This window comes from Enterococcus hirae ATCC 9790 (assembly GCF_000271405.2).
Taxonomy (GTDB): Bacteria; Bacillota; Bacilli; order Lactobacillales; family Enterococcaceae; genus Enterococcus_B; species Enterococcus_B hirae.
In genome coordinates this window covers 563,798-582,500 of sequence record NC_018081.1, presented here as the reverse complement: position 1 = coordinate 582,500, position 18,703 = coordinate 563,798, and the positions used below count along the sequence as shown (strand labels likewise).

12 protein-coding genes and 4 pseudogenes (1 of these 16 only partly in view) are annotated in these 18,703 nt (G+C 37.4%); 11 read left to right on the top strand and 5 right to left on the bottom strand.

Features of this window, described 5'->3' with window-relative positions; all coding sequences use genetic code 11:
* Positions 1-50 carry the end of an IS1182 family transposase gene (locus EHR_RS02895; protein WP_010738554.1) on the top strand. Its footprint begins 1,645 nt before the window's first position, so only the last 50 of its 1,695 coding nucleotides appear in the window; its start codon lies beyond the left edge, outside the window; it ends in the stop codon at positions 48-50.
* Here EHR_RS02895 and EHR_RS02890 read toward each other — a convergent pair.
* The 4 genes and pseudogenes from EHR_RS02890 to EHR_RS02875 form a co-directional block, all read right to left on the bottom strand.
* Positions 45-515, bottom strand: coding sequence for a glutathione peroxidase (locus EHR_RS02890; protein ID WP_010738553.1), 471 nt, complete (start codon positions 513-515; stop codon positions 45-47). The two genes, EHR_RS02895 and EHR_RS02890, sit on opposite strands and share 6 nt — an antisense overlap.
* Before the next feature lie 218 nt (positions 516-733).
* Positions 734-1,192 (bottom strand): S-ribosylhomocysteine lyase, encoded by a 459-nt coding sequence (locus tag EHR_RS02885; protein WP_010738552.1) that lies wholly within the window; start codon positions 1,190-1,192, stop codon positions 734-736.
* Positions 1,193-1,355: 163 nt separating this feature from the next.
* A pseudogene (locus tag EHR_RS02880) lies at positions 1,356-2,503 on the bottom strand (cystathionine gamma-synthase).
* Positions 2,504-2,558: 55 nt separating this feature from the next.
* Positions 2,559-3,476 (bottom strand): PLP-dependent cysteine synthase family protein, encoded by a 918-nt coding sequence (locus tag EHR_RS02875; RefSeq protein WP_010738550.1) that lies wholly within the window; start codon positions 3,474-3,476, stop codon positions 2,559-2,561.
* 357 nt (positions 3,477-3,833) lie between these two features.
* Here EHR_RS02875 and efp point away from each other — a divergent pair, with 357 nt between their 5' ends.
* Positions 3,834-4,397, top strand: coding sequence for an elongation factor P (gene efp / locus EHR_RS02870; RefSeq protein ID WP_010720208.1), 564 nt, complete (start codon positions 3,834-3,836; stop codon positions 4,395-4,397).
* A 53-nt stretch (positions 4,398-4,450) separates the two neighbouring features.
* Here efp and EHR_RS02865 read toward each other — a convergent pair.
* Positions 4,451-5,940, bottom strand: a pseudogene (locus EHR_RS02865) (helix-turn-helix domain-containing protein).
* 354 nt (positions 5,941-6,294) lie between these two features.
* Here EHR_RS02865 and EHR_RS02860 point away from each other — a divergent pair.
* The 9 genes and pseudogenes from EHR_RS02860 to dapB all read left to right on the top strand — a co-directional run bounded on the left by EHR_RS02860 (position 6,295) and on the right by dapB (position 18,692).
* Positions 6,295-9,801, top strand: a complete 3,507-nt coding sequence (locus tag EHR_RS02860) for a SpaA isopeptide-forming pilin-related protein (RefSeq protein ID WP_010738548.1) — start codon at positions 6,295-6,297, stop codon at positions 9,799-9,801.
* Entirely contained in the window at positions 9,801-11,210 is a 1,410-nt protein-coding gene (locus tag EHR_RS02855; protein ID WP_010738547.1) for a SpaH/EbpB family LPXTG-anchored major pilin, read from the top strand. The genes EHR_RS02860 and EHR_RS02855 overlap by 1 nt, the downstream gene beginning before the upstream one ends.
* Positions 11,207-13,084, top strand: coding sequence for a SpaH/EbpB family LPXTG-anchored major pilin (locus tag EHR_RS02850; RefSeq protein WP_010738546.1), 1,878 nt, complete (start codon positions 11,207-11,209; stop codon positions 13,082-13,084). The genes EHR_RS02855 and EHR_RS02850 overlap by 4 nt, the downstream gene beginning before the upstream one ends.
* 33 nt (positions 13,085-13,117) lie before the next feature.
* Positions 13,118-13,944, top strand: a pseudogene (locus EHR_RS02845) (class C sortase).
* 98 nt (positions 13,945-14,042) lie between these two features.
* Positions 14,043-14,690: a PAQR family membrane homeostasis protein TrhA gene (gene trhA / locus EHR_RS02840; protein WP_025480259.1), complete on the top strand. Its 648-nt coding sequence runs from the start codon at positions 14,043-14,045 to the stop codon at positions 14,688-14,690.
* Between the two features lie 374 nt (positions 14,691-15,064).
* Entirely contained in the window at positions 15,065-16,312 is a 1,248-nt protein-coding gene (lysA, locus tag EHR_RS02835; RefSeq protein WP_010738544.1) for a diaminopimelate decarboxylase, read from the top strand.
* On the top strand, positions 16,309-17,115 hold the full coding sequence (dapF, locus tag EHR_RS02830) for a diaminopimelate epimerase (protein ID WP_010738543.1): 807 nt from the start codon (positions 16,309-16,311) through the stop codon (positions 17,113-17,115). The genes lysA and dapF overlap by 4 nt, the downstream gene beginning before the upstream one ends.
* Positions 17,108-17,989 carry a 4-hydroxy-tetrahydrodipicolinate synthase gene (gene dapA / locus EHR_RS02825; RefSeq protein ID WP_010738542.1) on the top strand — a complete coding sequence of 294 codons (882 nt, stop codon included), beginning with the start codon at positions 17,108-17,110 and terminating at the stop codon, positions 17,987-17,989. Before dapF ends, dapA begins: the two co-directional genes overlap by 8 nt.
* Positions 17,986-18,692: pseudogene (gene dapB, locus EHR_RS14670) on the top strand (4-hydroxy-tetrahydrodipicolinate reductase). The gene dapA and the pseudogene dapB overlap by 4 nt, the downstream one beginning before the upstream one ends.
* Positions 18,693-18,703: the final 11 nt, after the last annotated feature.

The window sequence follows — 18,703 nt, the reverse complement described above, 5'->3', positions numbered from 1 at the left end:
TTTTGAGAAAGAACTATTGTCCCACTCTCTTTTGTTATTCAATATTATAAAACAGCTTCAATCGCACTGGTCATTTTCATAGGTGTCGTTTGTGGAGCAAAACGTTCAACGACATTCCCCTCTTTATCAATCAAAAATTTAGTAAAATTCCATTTGATAGCATTTGATAATGTGCCGGGGGCTTGTTTTTTTAGATAGTCGAAAAGAGGGTCTGCTTTTGGACCGTTGATATCAATGATTTGATGCATTGGAAAAGTAACGCCATAGGTATTTCGACAGGCTTGAGCGGCATCGCTGGCAGAAGCAACTTCTTGTTTGAATTGGTTAGAAGGAAACCCTAATATAATTAATCCTTGAGATTGATAACGCTTATAAAGTTCTTCTAATTGCTCGAATTGCGGAGCTAATCCACATTTCGTTGCGGTATTCACGATTATCATCGGTTGATTCTTGTACTTATCTAATGAATAAGAGGTTCCATCTTCTAAAGTAACCGTAAAATTATAAATACTCATCATCTTTCCTCCTCAGGATAGTTTAAAAGCTCCAAACATCAAACAAAATCATTTGTTTTCGTTTAGAGCTTAGCTAAAAATTATCTTCTACTGATAAATATGGTTATTTTGTAACTATTTGTCAAAAGTTTCGCTTATCGCTTATAAGGAAACGATTGGTTATAGAACATTGAAATGACATATCTGAGAATATATGGATTTCTCAATAGCTGTGTCAATTATGCTTCTACTTGAGACCATTCATCACGTTTTTCTAAGAATTCACGAGCGAGTGCTTGCGCACCTTCCAATGTATGGCTAGCTGCCCAGCCACATTGCGTCTCGTTGCTTGCAGGGAGTTCCGTCGCTTCAAGTACATCTTTCATTGTTTGTTCTAAAACATCTAAAATATCTTCGTAACTTTCATGGTTCAAAACAGTTAAGTAAAAACCTGTTTGGCAACCCATTGGTGACCAGTCAACAATATAATCAGCATGGTTACGAATCAATTCTGCAGTTAAATGCTCTAAAGAATGTAAACTTGGCATATCCATATGCTCTTTATTAGGTTGTTTGAAGCGAACATCATATTTGATAATGACATCGCCGTGTTCCCCAGTTTTTTTATCAGCTACTCTGATATAAGGTGCTTTTACTTTTGTGTGATCAAGATTAAAACTTTCTACGTTCATTTTCATGACTTAAGGCTCCTAACTATTGGTAATCATTTTTGTTTATCGGAATCAAGTACACATCTACTAGAAGAAACTTCGATAAACACAGTGCTTCCAATTAGATTCTAACACTTATTGCTTTGTAGGTGTAGCAATCTGAAATGAAATTTATCTTTTCTCTCATTCGTTAATTTTCTTTTAATTGCTGAAATGCTTGAGTTAAATCCTCAATAAGGTCATCCTCATACTCAATTCCCACGGATAAGCGGATCAATCCATCTTTGATACCTGCTTTTTCCCTTTTTCTTTAGGAACGGAAGCATGAGTCATCACTGCGGGAAGTTCGACTAAACTTTCCACACCACCTAAGCTTTCTGCCAAAATAAACAATCGGAGAGATTCAACGAAAGGAATCGCAGCCTGTTCATTTTTTAGTGTAAAAGAAACCATGCCACTATAACCACTCATTTGTGCTTGCGCAATTTCATGATTTTTATGAGTGACTAAACCAGGATAAAAGACTTGTTCAACTTCAGGGCGTTCGTTTAAGAAGTGTGCGACCGCAAAAGCATTTTTTTGATGTTCTGCCATTCGTACACTTAATGTTTTGATTCCTCTTTGAAGTAGCCAGCTGTCTTGTGGCCCTAATACACCGCCAATGGCATTTTGATAATAGCCGATAGCATCCGCTAAGGTTTCATTATTTGTAGTAACCAAACCTGCAACGAGATCACTGTGTCCTCCGAGATATTTTGTCCCGCTGTGTAAGACGATATCTGCCCCTAAGTCAAGTGGTCTCTGGAAATAAGGGGTGGCAAAAGTATTATCAACAATTGTTATCAGTTGGTGTTTTTTTGCTAGTTGACTATTTTTTTGGAGATCAGTGATTTTTAATAACGGGTTACTTGGAGTTTCTAAATAAAGTGCTTTTGTATTGGGTTGAATGGCTTGCTCTACTTGTGCCAAATCACTCGTATCGACAATTGTATATTCCAGACCACTTTTGGTTAGGACTTGATCAAAGAGTCGAAAAGTACCACCATAAACATCATCGCCTAATAAAATGTGGTCTCCTGATTGAAAAAGAGAGAAGACTGCATGAATACCGGCTAATCCAGAGGCAAAAGCAAATCCTTTGATTCCACCTTCCAACTCAGCAATCAATTCTTCAAGGGCAAAACGTGTGGGATTCCCAGAACGAGAATATTCATATTGCTTGGGATTTCCCACGCTATTTTGTCGATAAGTGGATGTTTGATAGATCGGAACACTAACTGCTCCAGTAGTAGGGTCTTCACTGATTCCGCCATGTATTAGTTTTGTTTGAATATGCATTATTTGTTCCTCCTAATTTTTTATATCTGTATTTCGGTCAAAACGACTATTTGTTTTATGAATAGATTCCTTTTGATAAATAACGGTCTGCTCCATCTGGGAAAATAGTTACCACTGAACTTCCTAAAGGTAATCGTTGGACTTCATGTAAGGCTGCCGCAAAAGCAGCGCCGCTAGAACTACCAACTAATAGACCTTGTTGCTTGGCTAGTTGCTTTGTGTAAGCAAAGCCTTCTTGATCAGAAATCATTTCAAACCCATCTATGGTGATTCCAGAAAGAAATGGTGGGGTAAATTCAACGCCAATTCCCTCGATCTTGTGACTATGAGCAGTACCACCATTCAAAATTGAGCCTTCTGGTTCGACACCAATTAAACGAATGTCTGCATTTTGTTCCTTTAAATATTTAGCGGTGCCCGCAAACGTACCGCCACTACCAATCCCCGCTACAAAGCTAGTGATTGGTTCGGTAAGTTCTCGACTGATTTCTGGACCAATCGTCTGATAATAGGCCATGGGATTTGCCCAATTCTCAAATTGCATTGGTAGAAAGCTGTGAGGAATAGTTTTTGCTAATTCTTTACTTTTTTCAATCGCACCAACGATGCCGAGTTCACTTGGTGTATGGATGATTATTGCGCCTAATGCTTTCATCACTTGTTGTTTTTCCATACTGAATTTTTCAGGAACGACAAAGATTGTTTTGATAGAATAACTTAAAGCAGTTAATGCTAAACCAATTCCAGTATTACCAGCAGTAGGTTCAATAATTGTTGTCTCTTTTGTGATCTGTCCGGTTTGAATCCCTTGTTGGATCAGATAATGACCGAGTCGATCTTTGATACTTCCGCCGGGGTTCAGATACTCTAATTTTGCATAAATAGCTGAATGTTGGGGCATAGGATAATCTTTAGCAGTAAATTTAAAAAACGGGGTGGAACCAATTGCTTCGGTGATTGTTGTAATGATCATAATTCCCTCCTAAAAAAATAGAATATAAAAAGGAGCTGACTATTAAATCAGCTCCTTGAAAAAATCATGAAATAAGTATTGGAAAACGGAAGAAGGCAATACCAATTTATGAAGGGCTATTAATAGACATGACAAATCGTATGCTGCTTTTATGCACCATACAACAACAAATATTCATTTGTTTTGATTTGCTGTTTGTCATGTGAAGTCCCTCCAAAAATGAACTTCATTAAAAATAGCATGATTAAACGAGAAAGTCAAAGAGTAAAACTTAAAAATAGATAATTCCCTAGTTTTCTAAGCGGTTGTCTGATACAATAAAGTTGATTATGATTAAGTTAAGAAGGAGCAAAAATAATGATCTCAGCAAGTGATTTAAGAGCCGGTATGACATTTGTTCAAGACGGTAAATTAATTAAAGTTTTAGACGCAAGCCACCACAAACCTGGTAAAGGAAACACTGTGATGCGTATGAAACTAAAAGATGTTCGTTCAGGAGCAACATATGACACAACTTTCCGACCAGAAGAAAAGTTTGAAAAAGCACATATTGATACGAAACCAGTACAATATTTATATACAATGGACGACACAGCATTCTTTATGGATCTTGAAACATATGAACAATATGAAATTCCAGTAGAGACTGTAGAAGAAGAAATGAAATATATTTTAGAAAATATGGAAGTAAAAATTCAATTCTTCGGCAGCGAAGTGATTGGTGTTCAACTTCCAACAACGGTTGTTTTGCGTGTTGTTGAAACACAACCTTCAATTAAAGGAGCAACCGTGACTGGTTCTGGTAAACCAGCTACAATGGAAACAGGTTTAGTCGTTAACGTTCCAGACTTCATCGAAACAGATGAACTACTTGAAATCAATACAACAGAAGGCACATACGTAAAACGTGCATCAAAATAACAATAAAGGCTTTTGTTCAAGATCCAGTAGGATACTTGAGCAAAAGCCTTTATTTATAGCTGTTTTTTTAATTTTTCATGGTGGGCATGTGAAAGTCGTTGATACAATGCCGTTTCAAAATCATTGTAACGACAAAAATCAATGACCGCATATTTTGCTGGGTCTAGCTCTGGAGGAATAAGCAAGGGTGAACCAATAATATAAAAATCATACTGTTCCGTGAGTGGCAGATGGGCTTTTTCAATCTCGATAAAAGGAATCTTTTCACCTAGATTAAATATCTCATAAGTGATCAAGTATTCTGAAACGTTGATAAAGCCAACTTTCAATTTATAGTCTTCTTCTAGCTTGGTATAATACGGATAAAGTAAACAAGCTTGGATGAAAGCTAATTCACTACTACAATTTTTTAACCAAAGGAAGTTTTTACGATTCGCAATCTTTTTCCAATAACTTTCGATTTTAGTAGCTAAAATTTGGATCATAGGATATTTCTTTTGGATATACGTAGAAATAAAAAAGGTTGTTAAAGGGATTTTTTGTTTGAATACAGTAAAATTCAACAATGAAAGGTAGATATTCGCATGAAGGGAAGGCTCTTCATGAAAGTTGAAATTACTAATATATTTTTGACAATGCGTTTCAAACTCTTCCAAGACTTTTTTTAAATGGTTGTTCGCCTGCAGATAAGAATGTTCCACGATTGGTAATTGGACATCTGATTTGGAATTTAGAAAAGGCCAATAATAGAACAAATAAAAAAGGGAATTGATTTCTAAAATATCGAGCTTCAAATTAGCAAGTTGAAAGAAATCATAAAAAAATTCAAGATCTGTTCCACTAGGGATAAAAGAAGTGGGAGTTAATTCATAAATATCAGTGAAATGACCCTCTTTAATTCGTAAAAGATTGATTTTACAATGGAGCATAGCTTGCTTCTTGCCGATTGCATATTTATCTTTCAGGTGTTCCGCTTCGTATAACTCAAATAGTGCTTTTAAATCATCGCTAAAATAGAGATCATCTAGACTTTCACCTAATGAAACAAACCAAAAAAAGTTAAAAAACATAATCCGGATCAGCATTTCCGAACCTGTTAGTGTTAAGTTCGTTAAGTTCAAAGTGATATGATAGTCTTTAAAATACTGCGCTAATTTTTTGGTTTGGCGAAAACAAGTGGAACGGCTAATATAGTTGCGTTGACAAAAAGAAGCAAGATCTTCATCTTGCTTCTTGATGATACTAAGCAATAACTGATAAGGGATACTTTGTGTGGTTAAAAAATTTTGATATTGATTGTAATGGATCATTCTTTCACGAATGATCAACTTATTTTTAGCCGTTAATAATTGTTTATTACTTATCTTTTCCAAGTCTTCTTGAATAGAAACAAGGATTTTTTTAGTTTAACCATACTGATTGTTGTTTCTAAGTTTTCTCTTAGGTTATCGATCAAGTGCTCTCCTGGAGATAACGTCAATAGTTGACCATAAACAGCTAATTTTCCTCGCGAATGATCATCTAACAATAATTGCTCGATCAATAAATCACCATCTTTTCTAATTTAGTATTATTATTATTAACTCATTTTTATCATCTTGTAAATATGTATCTCAGATTTTTATATTTTTTCAGTAATTGTAGAAATGAGAAGAAAGTCAGTGTTTCAAAACCAAGTCTATTCGATCAGTTATTTTGAAAATATAAACTATATCATTATATAAAAATAACAGAAAGTTTATAGATATATTTTTTACTTACATATCTTCTATAGATTTAATATAACTAAAAAAACCACTTAAAAATTGAATGAGAATAAAAAGAGAAAAAATAGAGGTTTTTTCTCTTTTTTTATATTATCTAACTGAATTTTAAATAATTTTTAAGGAGGATATCTATGAGAAAGAAACAATTATTCTTTTTGTTAGGGGCTTTAGGAATCATTGTTGTACTCAATTTTTTCTTTCAGAATAGGAAACTTGTCGAAGCAAGTAATGAGGCTACTATGGAAATAATGGCTAATGAATATGGCCAAGTCCAAGCTCATCAATCTGCGGAACAATTGACCGTCGAATTAGGGCTTTCTGAGAATGACCAAGGACATAGATACTTGGTACGGGTTATTGATTCAGAAACAAAAGAAATGCTTCTACCAATTCCAACAACTGAATATACGGAATACCTTAATGAAACTAGTGGAAAATGGCTCACAACTAGCCAATTTTTCAAGCAAGAGTATCACGAGAAGTGGATTTTTGCAGGCATCAAGCAGAATCAGTCAGTTGACGTAGAAGTTTTAGTGGAACAACAAACGGCAGAAAATGAGCAAGGAAAAGCACTCACGCCGATTGTGAAGGAATCATTTAAGTTTCTGGAAAATAATACATTAGAGCAACAAAGTAGTAAGGAGTCTTCGCTGGAAACAACGGAGCAATCGACTAAATCTAACGAAGCAGACACAAAGGAATCAACAGAAAGAGGAAATGAAGAACAGCAAGCAAAGGAACAAGATCTTGAAGAAGAGACAAAAGAAGAGGTTGTACGTCCGTTTGAATTTCCCGCTCTCTTTTCTGCTGGAAATAATAAACAAACTGTCACACCTATCGTACCAAATTATACCAACGATTCTACTGGGGTCTACCCACAAGCAGCGTGGCAGCCGACAGGAAACGAAACGGTTCTCAATTATCAAGGAAATCAAAATGGTCAGTGGGATGGTGTGACGTCATGGAATGGCGACCCATCTAATCGGTCAAATTCTTATATTGAATACGGGGGAACAGGAGAAGAATCCTCTTATGCTATTCGCAAATATGCACGAGAAACGACTACACCAGGATTATACGATGTTTTTTTAAATGTACGTGGGAACGTTCAAAAAGAGTTTTCGCCTGTAGACGTTGTATTAGTAGTCGATTGGTCAGGCAGTATGAATGAAGACAATCGTTTGGCAGAAGTGAAACGAGGGGTCAATAGTTTTGTAGATACCCTTGATCATAGTGGTATAGCTGAAAAAATCAATCTTGGCTATATTGGGTATTCTAGTGTGGGTTATAACAACGGTTCAATCCCACTAAGTTCATTCAATTCTGTAAAAAATAAGATTAAAGCGATCACACCTTCAACGACACAAGGGGGAACCTTTACTCAAAAAGCGTTGAGAGAAGCTGGTGAGATGTTGGCTGAACAAAATAATCATGAAAAAGTGATTGTTTTATTAACGGATGGTGTGCCAACCTACTCCTATCACGTGAACAAAGTGTTTACAGAACAAGATGGTAGTTATTATGGAACTGAATTTAGCGATGTACGAGAAGGAGCCGGAAATACTTCTCTTTTAAGTAGATATTACAATGTTCCAGATCAAAACAATCGAGAGAAGGAAATTCGGAGTACGTTTATAGCGACGATTGGCGAAGCATTAGCGCTGAAAGAACGAGGAATCAAGATCCATGGCTTAGGAATCCAATTGCAATCAGATATTCCAGCAGGCTTATCAAAAGCTGATGTGGAAACAAATATGAAGAAAATGGTATCAACGGATGAATCTGGTCAATTCTATTACGAATCGGCTGATCGCGCCACAGATATTTCTGATTATTTAGCGAAAAAAGCGGTCCATATTGCTGGAACCATCAGTAATGGAAAAGTGATTGATCCGATTGCTCAACCCTTTGTTTACGAAGAAAATACTCTCACGATCAAAGATGTAGGGAAAAATGCTGTCGCAGTAATGCCTACGATTGGTATTTCTGGTTCAACGATCCAAAGCAATCAACTATATTTAGGGAAAGATCAGGAAATCCAAATCCATTATCAGGTACGAATCCAAACTGAAAGTAAAACGTTTAAACCCGATGTATGGTACCAAATGAATGAAAAAACAACCTTGCAACCGACGGCGGATGCTTCAACAATTGTTGAATTTGGCGTTCCTTCCGCAAAAGCACCAGGCGTAACATTGTCTTTCACAAAAGAATGGGAAGAATATGATCATGATACTAGCCTACGACCAGATCACATCACTTATGAAATAAAACGAACACCAACAACAGATAAAAATAGTTGGCAAACTGGATTTGTCCAGTTAAATAAACCAACTAATGATACCGAGGGAACTTGGAGACGTGAAGACATCAAGTTACTCTCAGCAAGTAATGGCGCTGACTATCATGAAAACATGATGTTGCCAAAATTTAATAACCAAGGACAAGCGTTTAACTATCAAGCAAGTAACGAAATGACCGTTGAAGGTTATGAGGCTGCTAAAGTCAACGATACGACTTGGAAAAATACTAAAAAGTTTACACCATTTGATTTGAACATCACCAAACATTCTTCATCTGGAGCAAAAAATCTTGTAGGAGCAGTTTTCGAATTAACTGGTCAATCTAAAACGATCCGCTTGATCGATAACAAAGATGGCAGTTATCACTTGCCTGCTGATGTTCGATTAATGAAAGGGGAAACCTATACGCTTACAGAGGTACAGGCACCAGACGGACATGAACTTGCTCAAAAAAACACTTGGAAGATTGCGGTATCAGCCGAAGGAAAGGTAACGATCGACGGACAATCTGCAAAAATCGAGGAACAGGCGATTCTTCTAACGATCGAAAATCCTTTCAAAAAAATTCCTTTGGCGATTCACAAATATACGCTTCATGGGTCAGAAAAAGTCCACTTAGCAGGTGCTACTTTTGAATTACAGAAAAAAGATGCTGCTGATAGTTATCGAACAGTAGCGACAAAAGTATCGGAACTAACGGGACTGGCTCAATTTACAGTAGAGGAACCAGGAGAATATCGAATGGTAGAGACGAAAGGACCCGTTGGCTATGATACGATTGCCGGGAATTATGAATGGACGATTGATCAATATGGCACGTTCCACTATGAACATGAAAATGTTGAGGTAGATCCGCAGTGGACATTACAGCATCAAAACCATCTCAAACCTTTTAATCTTACGGTCTATAAAAAACAAGATAACGGGCAATCATTAAAAGGGGCTAGCTTTAAACTAGAGGGAGAAGGGTCAAGTGTCGAACTACCTCAAGCAGGTGAATCAACGGATACATTTACATTTGAAAACCTTCAACCTGGTTCTTACACGTTAACAGAAAGCAAAACACCAGATGGGTATCAAGGATTGAAAAAGCCAGTCTTGATCGTTGTGAAGGAAGATGGAACAGTGACCGTGGATGGGTCCAAACAAGAAAGTGGATTAGTAGCTGGAGCCGAAAATAATCAAATTACGTTAACGATTACCAATCAAGTCAAAGTTCCTTTACCTGAGACTGGCGGAATGGGTCGTATCTGGTTCTATTTAGCTGGTTTCCTTGCGATAAGCAGCACATGTTTCGTTGCCTTTTTCAAAAAACAAAGAAAGGGCGTGGCGTAATGAAAAAAAGAATCTGGTATATCTTGTTCCTCATTCCGCTGTTGTTGACGATTGGATCGCAAAGAAGTGCGGCTCAAAATATTCCGAACCAATCTTCGAATGAGCAGGTACAGATTATCTTGCATAAACTTCTGTTTACGGAAGGGAATTTACCTGATCCACAAAAAAATACGGGTGAAGAGCAAGTATTCTTCCAAGAAGCTCAGGGGCTAAATGAGGTGAGTTTTTCGGTTTATGATGTCACAGCTTCTTTCTATCAATTGAGAGAACAAGGGATCGATGTCACAACAGCGCAACAACAGTTAGCAAAAAAGGGACAAGAGATCGGAACGTTTGTAACAGAACAAATCACCAAAACCGTTGGTAACGAAGCTGGTATCGCTCAATTTCAATTACCAAAGCAAGATGCACAAGGAAGAGATCAAGTGTATCTTTTTCAAGAAACGAAGACACCAGTAAACGTCAAAGAAAAATCAGCCAATTTAGTTGTGGTACTCCCAATTAATAATGAGCAAGGTCAAGAATTGAAGACGATTCATTTATATCCTAAGAACGAAGAAACGACTCCACTTTCTTTTTTGGAAAAAAAGATCCAAGGAGATTCCAGTGTTTCGTTTGGTGAAATCGTCACTTATACAGTAGATACCGTTGTTTCTGACTGTCAAAGCTATCAACTCATTGATGAAGCTGATGATCATTTGTTCTTCTTACCTGATACATGGAAACTTAAAATTGGCGGACAAGAAATACATTCCGGGTATAAGATGGTTTCTCATCAAAATGGCTTTGAATTGACATTGGCCAAAGAGACACTCCAAAAAATGGTTGGACAACCACTTTCGATTACCTATCAGATGCAAGTATCAGCGACAGCAATTCCAGACGAGGAATTGAAGAATAACGTCACGGTCACTACAGAACGTGAGTACCTCCAACGATCAACTGCCATCCGTACGGGAGGAAAGCATTTTTTGAAAATTGATAGTCGAAATCAAAGACCTCTACAAAGCGCTGTATTTCTAGTAAGAAATCAAAGAGGTAAATACCTTCATCAAACGAAGGAAGGCGTTACTTGGCGAATGAGTAGTGAAGGAGCGTATAGACTAACTTCCGACCAATCAGGGAATTTTTCAGTTCGAGGGTTGACCGACGGGAATTATTACCTTGAAGAGATCCAGTCACCGAAAGGTTATATCAAAAGTGAAGAGCTAATTCCTTTTGTAGTTGAAAAAAATTCGTTTCAGCAAAACGGACAACAGGCGGATCCTTTGAAGGTAAAGAATCGTAAAGCAGATTTCGGTTTGCTGCCTAAAACAAATGAAAAAAATAGCCAGTTTTATGTCATCGTTGGGCTAATACTAGTTAGTATCAGTCTGTGGAAATGGAGAAAGAAAGGTGAAAATAAATGAAAAAAGAGTGGAAAGCAATCGACATTTGTTGGGGAATATTATTCGTGTTATCAGCTGTTTTAGGTAGCTGGGTAGGGCAATCGCCTGTCTTTGCAGCTACCGATCAAGAAGTTGCACAAGTGATCTTGCATAAAAAAAAAGCACTTTCTTTACCCAATGTTATTCAAAACAGTGGGAAAGAGATGACAGAGTTTGACCAATATCAAGGTCTAGGAGATGTATCATTTACTGTTTATAATGTAACGAATCAATTTTATGAACAACGAAATAATGGTAAATCAGTCGAAGAAGCGCAACAAGCAGTTCAAGAGCTGACTCCTGGAGAACCTATCACGTCGGGAACGACAGATGCACAAGGAAGCGTAACGCTGGAATTGCCAAAATCTCAAAACGGAAAAGATGCGGTTTATGTCATCAAAGAAGAACCGAAAGCAGGGGTAGTCGCAGCTGGCAATATGGTATTGGCTTTTCCTGTTTATGAAATGATCAAACAACCAGACGGCTCTTATCAGTATGGTACAGAAGAATTAGACACGATTCATTTATATCCTAAAAATCTTGTTTCTAATAATGGGGTATTGCAAGTCAAAAAAGTGGGGACAGCCGAAAATGAACCATTGAATGGCGCAGTCTTTAACATTTCAAAAACCGAAGGAGCAGTAAAAAAATACCTTCATAGTGTGAAAGACGGGCTTTATACTTGGACAACTGATCAAACCGCTGCTAAATCTTTTTTGACTGGGAAAACGTATCATATCGGGACAGCTGACTTCATTGAAGAAAACAGTGAAAAAGGTCAGATGGAAATTTACGGGTTAGAAGTTGGCCACTACCTTTTGGAAGAAGTGAAGGCACCAGATAACGCCGCATTGATTGAGAGTCAAACGAAAACAGCATTTGAAATTACCGAAAATAATCAAACGCCTGTCGAAAAAACGATTAAAAATGATACATCAAAAGTTGAAAAAAGTACGCCAAAATTAAATGGCAAAGATGTAGCAATTGGCGAAATGATCCAGTATGAAATCAAGGTCAATCTTCCCGAAGGAATTGCTGATAAAGAAGGTTCAATGAACAAATACACGAAATTCAATTTAATCGATCAACACGATGCAGCATTGACTTTTCATCATGCAGTCAATGGCACCAATGGCTATGCACTTTACGATGGAGAAACAACAATCGATCCAAGTCATTATACAGTGATTGAGCAAGAAAATGGCTTTACGGTGGCAGTTGATCCAGCGTACATTCCTTCTTTAACGCCTGGAGGAACATTGAAATTTATTTATTATATGTATTTGAATGACCAAGCAAATCCAACTACAGGATACCAAAATGAAGCAAATGTAGAAAACGACTATACGAAAGACCAAACACCACCAACTGTTGAAGTAGTTACAGGTGGTAAGCAGTTTATCAAAGTTGATGGAGCGGTTTCGACAAACCAACCGTTAGCAGGTGCTAGCTTTGTCGTTCGAGACCAAGATTCAAGTGAGGCGAACTATTTGTTGATTGATCCTCAAACGAAAGCCGTTAATTGGACGAAAGAGCAAGGAAAAGCGACTGTTTTTACTACTGAAAAAGATGGGTTGATTACCATCATTGGATTAGCTTATGGAACCTACTATTTAGAAGAAATCAAGGCACCAGAAAATTATGTACAGTTGACTAACCGCCTTTCATTTGTAGTCGATGAACAATCTTATCATTTGTCTGGACAAGTCATTTCACCAGAAAAGGTACCAAACAAGCATAAAGGAACATTACCTTCTACAGGTGGCAAAGGGATTTACCTTTACCTAACAATTGGTACAGTCTTATTAATCATGGGAATTGGTTATTTTGTAAAAGTAAAAAAATCCCATCAATAAAAGGAAAAACGAGTCAAAAAAGGATGACGATCAATGAGTAACAAAAAGCGGCGATATTTGGATAGTTTCATGACCTTGTTATTCATCACAGGAATCGTAATTTTTATGTATCCTTTTGTTAGTGATCGTATCAATGATTACCTGGATCAGCAAATCATTAGAAAATACCAACAACAAGCACAACAACAAAAGACAGAAGAGTTAGAGAAAATCCAACAAGAATATCTAGAAAAAAATCGAGAACTTGCAAAAAGTAATTCTTCCCCAGGCTCTGACCCATTCGCCGAAGAAGAACCGGAGAAGGTAACACAATCAACGATCCAAAAACATACCATTGGTGTGTTATCAATCCCGAAAATCAATGTGCGACTACCGATTTTTGACCAAACGACTTCTTTTTTTCTGGAAAAAGGTGCCTCTTTATTGGCAGAAACCTCTTATCCAGTTGGGGGTGAAAGTACTCATGCCGTTCTTTCTAGTCATCGTGGATTACCCAAAGCCAAACTATTTACGGATTTAGATCAACTAGAGAAAAACGATTTGTTTTTATCGAAAGTCAGAATGGTAAATTAGCGTATCAAGTGGATCAAATCAAAATTATTGAGCCTACAGATCTTGATGATCTGATGATTGAAAAAGGGCAGGATTTAGTTACATTATTAACATGTACCCCTTATATGGTCAATAGTCACCGGTTGCTGGTACGAGGACACCGTATTCCCTATGAAGATCAAGACATTGAAAAAGAAGTCAAGAAAATTGATAGCCAAAAAAAACGATCTCTTTTGATTCTTGTATTCGTATTGATTGAATTGCTAGTGGTCGGGATAGTGTGTTTCATTTGCTATTTTAAACATTAAGTTTTAATATAGTTTTGAAAACTAGATGTAAAAGTCTTACAAACAGTATATAATAGGTTTATAAGAAGAAGGCATCAATGATTGGAGGAAATACAAAAATGGAAGTAGAATTTAGTCGGAAGTATCAAATAGTGAATGAAGTGTTGAATGCCGTCACCCATGGGATTGCAGCGTTTTTAAGTCTCATTTGTTTTGACTTGCTGATGGAACAAGCTCATTCAACCCTCGATTATGTTGCGTTTATCATTTATGGCAGTTCGCTGTTTTTGCTTTTTTTCAGTTCTACGTTGTTCCATAGCTTGATTTTTACAAAAGCAAAAAAAGTGTTTCAAATATTCGATCATTGTTCGATCTATTTACTGATTGCCGGGACCTATACGCCTTTTTGCCTGTTAATCGTTCAGGGACTTTCTGGTGTACTATTACTTAGTGTAATCTGGGCAACAGCAGTTATCGGGATCATTTACAAGTGTTTGACTTTAGCGAAAGCCAGTCAGGTTTCTAAAGTATCAACGATTATTTATAATGTGATGGGCTGGGGAATCGTGATTGTTTTACCAAAACTTTATCAAAACATCAATTTGACCGGTTTACTTTTATTGGTCGCTGGTGGGTTAGCTTACTCGATCGGCTCAATTTTTTATAGCATGAAAAGTAAGAGATTCACACATGTTATTTGGCACTTATTTGTGATGTTAGGTGCATCATTGATGTTTTTAGCCGTTTACTTTGGGTATGTGGTTTAAAAAAAATCAATTTAAGAATGAATTTTCTGATGAACAAAGGAATAGCTCTCCTTTTTACAACGAAGGATTAAATTAAAAAATACGTTTGGTTTCGATGGAATGATCGCAACCAAACGTATTTTTATTTGATGGAGTAGTTGCTTTCACTAGATTGTATGATTGAAATAGTGAGATTTATGAGCATATCCATTGTTTTTTAATCTTTTATTCGCTAGTTTTGTATTTATACAAAAAAATGTATGAATGCACTTTTTTTTATTAAATTTATGAATATAGTAGACAATCACTGAGAATTTGTTTAATATTATTCAAATAAAATTCAAATCTTAATGAGAGAAATTTTAAAAAACATTGCGGAAAAGAGGTAGTCTCGAATGTCAGAATTAATGATCGGTGAAATTCCTGTTAGTCAATTAGTAAAACAATATCAAACACCCCTTTATGTTTACGATGAGAAGCAAATGGTGGAGAACATCAAGGCATTTAAACAAGGATTTCAATCAGATCATTTTAAGACAAAGATTTTATATGCATCAAAAGCATTTCAGACCGTCGCCATGTTAAAACTGATTCAATCACAAGGATTAGGTTTAGATGTAGTTAGTGGTGGTGAGATTTATACAGCTGTGTGTGCTGACTTTCCAATGGAAGAGGTCTATTTTCATGGAAACAATAAAACACCTGCGGAAATCCGTTATGCTATTGAAAATGGACTTGTTCATTTTGTAGCGGATAATCTCATGGAAGTTGAATTGTTAGTCGCACTTAGCCAAGAATATCAAAAAGAACTCCAGGTAATGATCCGGTTGAATGTAGGGATCGAAGCACATACGCATGAATATGTCGTTACCGCTCATATTGATTCAAAATTTGGTCTACTCTATGAAAGTGAAGAGTGTCAAAAAGCGATCCAATTTATTCAGGGTAGTGAATTTTTACAGTTAGAAGGCTTTCATGCACATATTGGTTCGCAGATTTTTGAATTATCGGCCTGGATAGCAGAAATCCATAAACTGGTTGGTTATCTTAAAGATTTTGATGAAGTACTTTCGCTAAATCTTGGGGGAGGGTTCGGTATTCGTTATACCGAAAGTGATCAGCCATTACCCATTGAAGAATCTGTTCGAGAATTAGTACGTTTTACGGAAGAAGCTTTAAAAAAACAAGGATTAGTAATCAATGAATTGTTGATCGAACCCGGAAGAAGTATCGTTGGGGAAGCAGGAACGACGCTTTATACGGTAGGATTTATTAAGCAAACGCCAAATAAAAAATATTATTTTGTCGATGGGGGAATGACCGATAATATCCGTCCAGCACTCTATCAAGCGAGCTATCAATGTGATCTGGCAACCAAATTAAGGGAAAAGAAAACCGAAAAAGTCACGATCGCTGGGAAAATGTGTGAGTCAGGTGATGTGGTTATTCAAGAAGCTCTTTTGCCTATCGCTGAACCCGGAGATATATTAGCGGTATATGCCACAGGCGCTTATGGTTATTCAATGAGTAGCAACTATAACCGAGCTTTGACGCCTGCTGTGGTATTCGTCAACGGTGAAACTGCTCGATTAGTGGTACGTAGGCAAGAATATGAGGATTTATTGCGAGGTGAAGTTCAATGATCCTGCATAAATATAATGGTTGCGGCAATGATTTTATCTTAATGGACTATGAAGAAGGAATCGATTATCACCAATTAGCCAGCAAGTGGTGTGGACAGGATCGATTTGATACAGATGGGTTGATTGTCGTTCGAGAGCAACCTTTAACGATGCTTTATTTCAATAAAGATGGCAGTCAGGCGCCGATGTGTGGGAATGGGATTCGTTGTTTTGCTCGGCATGTATGGGATAAAGCTATGGTAGAAACTTCACCTTTCGACGTACACACATTAGCGGGTGTGATTTCCATTGAAATTTTGACAGAAGAACCTTTTTATTGTACCGCTCAGATGGGACAACCCGATTATTCGACAGAAAAGTTAGCGGTCAATCAAACAGAACCCATCGTGGATCAAATAGTATGTATTGGACAAGTGGATGTCCAGCTAACTAGTTTGTTTATGGGCACGATCCATACCGTTGTTTTTGTAGAGGATGCAAAAGCGCAACAAATGAAAGCGTTAGGGGAACAGATTTGTCACCATCCATTATTCTCAGAAAAAACCAATGTTAATTTTGTCCAACGAGTCAATGAACAGGAACTGATCGTACGCACGTATGAACGTGGTGTTGGTTGGACATTGGCTTGTGGTACTGGCTGTTGTGCGGCTTATGTTGTAGCTAGAGATCATGGATACTTAGCAAGTGCTAAGGCCATGATTCACTTAGAGCAAGGAGAGTTAATGATTACTGGGGAGACACAAATACAAATGACGGGACCAGCTGTTCATGAATGGTCACAAAAGGAGATGTCGTATGATTAAAGGTTCGATCGTTGCATTGATTACACCGATGAATGCGCTTGGCGAAATTGACTATCAAGGATTAGAGAAACTAATTGAGTTTCATCTTTCAGAAGGTACAGATGGCCTGTTAGTGTTAGGAACAACTGGGGAATCTTCGACGTTAACGCCAGAAGAAGAAGAGGAGATTCTACGTTTTACAGTAGCAAAAGTAAATAAAAGAATCCCAGTCATCGCAGGCGCAGGAACAAACGATACGAAAAAAACAATTGAAAGAGTCCAACGTTTAGCAGCGATTGGGGCGGATCAATTGTTAGTGATCACGCCTTATTATAATAAGACAAGTGATGCAGGTTTGTTGGCGCATTTTACTGCAATTGCTGACCAATCACCACGACCGATCATTTTATACAATGTACCATCTAGAACTGGAATGACGATCCCAATTCCAGTCCTGGAAAAATTAGCGACACATCCACAAATCAGCGGGATCAAAGAAGCATCAGGTGATCTTGCTTATGTGATGGCAGTTGGTCGTCTTTTGACAGACTCGTTTGTCCTTTATAGTGGCAACGATGATGCTATTTTGCCGATATTAAGTGTGGGTGGAAGTGGGGTTATCAGTGTTTGGGCCAATATCCAGCCTAGATTAGTCCATGAATTAGTCGCAACGTTTGAGCAAGGGAATCTTCGACGAGCGCAACAAATCCAATTAACTGCCTTACCATTGATCCATGCCTTGTTTAGTGAAACAAATCCGATCCCAATAAAAGCCGCAATGGAGATGATGGCTCTTCCTTCAGGTGTGTTACGGCTACCACTTGTTCCTCTGTCTGAGGACAAGCGAGGAGTATTACAGGAATTATTACCTATGAAAGGACGAGAACAGGTATGAAAATTGGTGTAGTCGGACATGGACGAATGGGCAAAAAAATCCAAGAAGTCATTGAATCTTATGAACATGAGGTCGTTTTTCCAAAGGTCTCCCTTAAAGAAGCGACTACTTTATCTTTTCCGAGTAATATCTCACTCCTTATTGATTTTTCTCACGCAGATAATTTGGAAAAAGTGCTAGATTATGGAGCAGCACACCAACTTCCAGTCGTGATCGGAACGACTGGCTATAGTGAGGAACAATTCCAGGCAATCGAAGCGTTTGGGCAACGTTTCCCCATTTTATACAGTGCGAACTTTTCTTTAGGGATTTTTGTCATGAATCAATTAGTGAAGCAGGCTGCTGAATTATTGAAAACATGGCAAATCGAATTGATTGAAAAACATCATGACCAAAAAAAGATGCGCCTTCTGGAACGGCTCAATCACTACTCGCTAGTATGCAAGAAGTCCGTAAACTATCGCCTGTTTTCCAATGGAAAGATCAACCTAGAAAAACCGATGAAATCGGAGTACACAGTTTACGTATTGGTTCTCTACCTGGAGAGCACGAAGTTTTATTTGCATCTACGGATGAAGTATTATCAATCAAACATGAATCGTTTTCCAATCAGATTTTTGCAGAAGGAGCAGTAAGTGCAGCTTTTTGGTTAAGCAATCAACCAGCTGGATACTATCAATTAGCAGATACTTTAGGTGGATAAAGGAGAGAAAG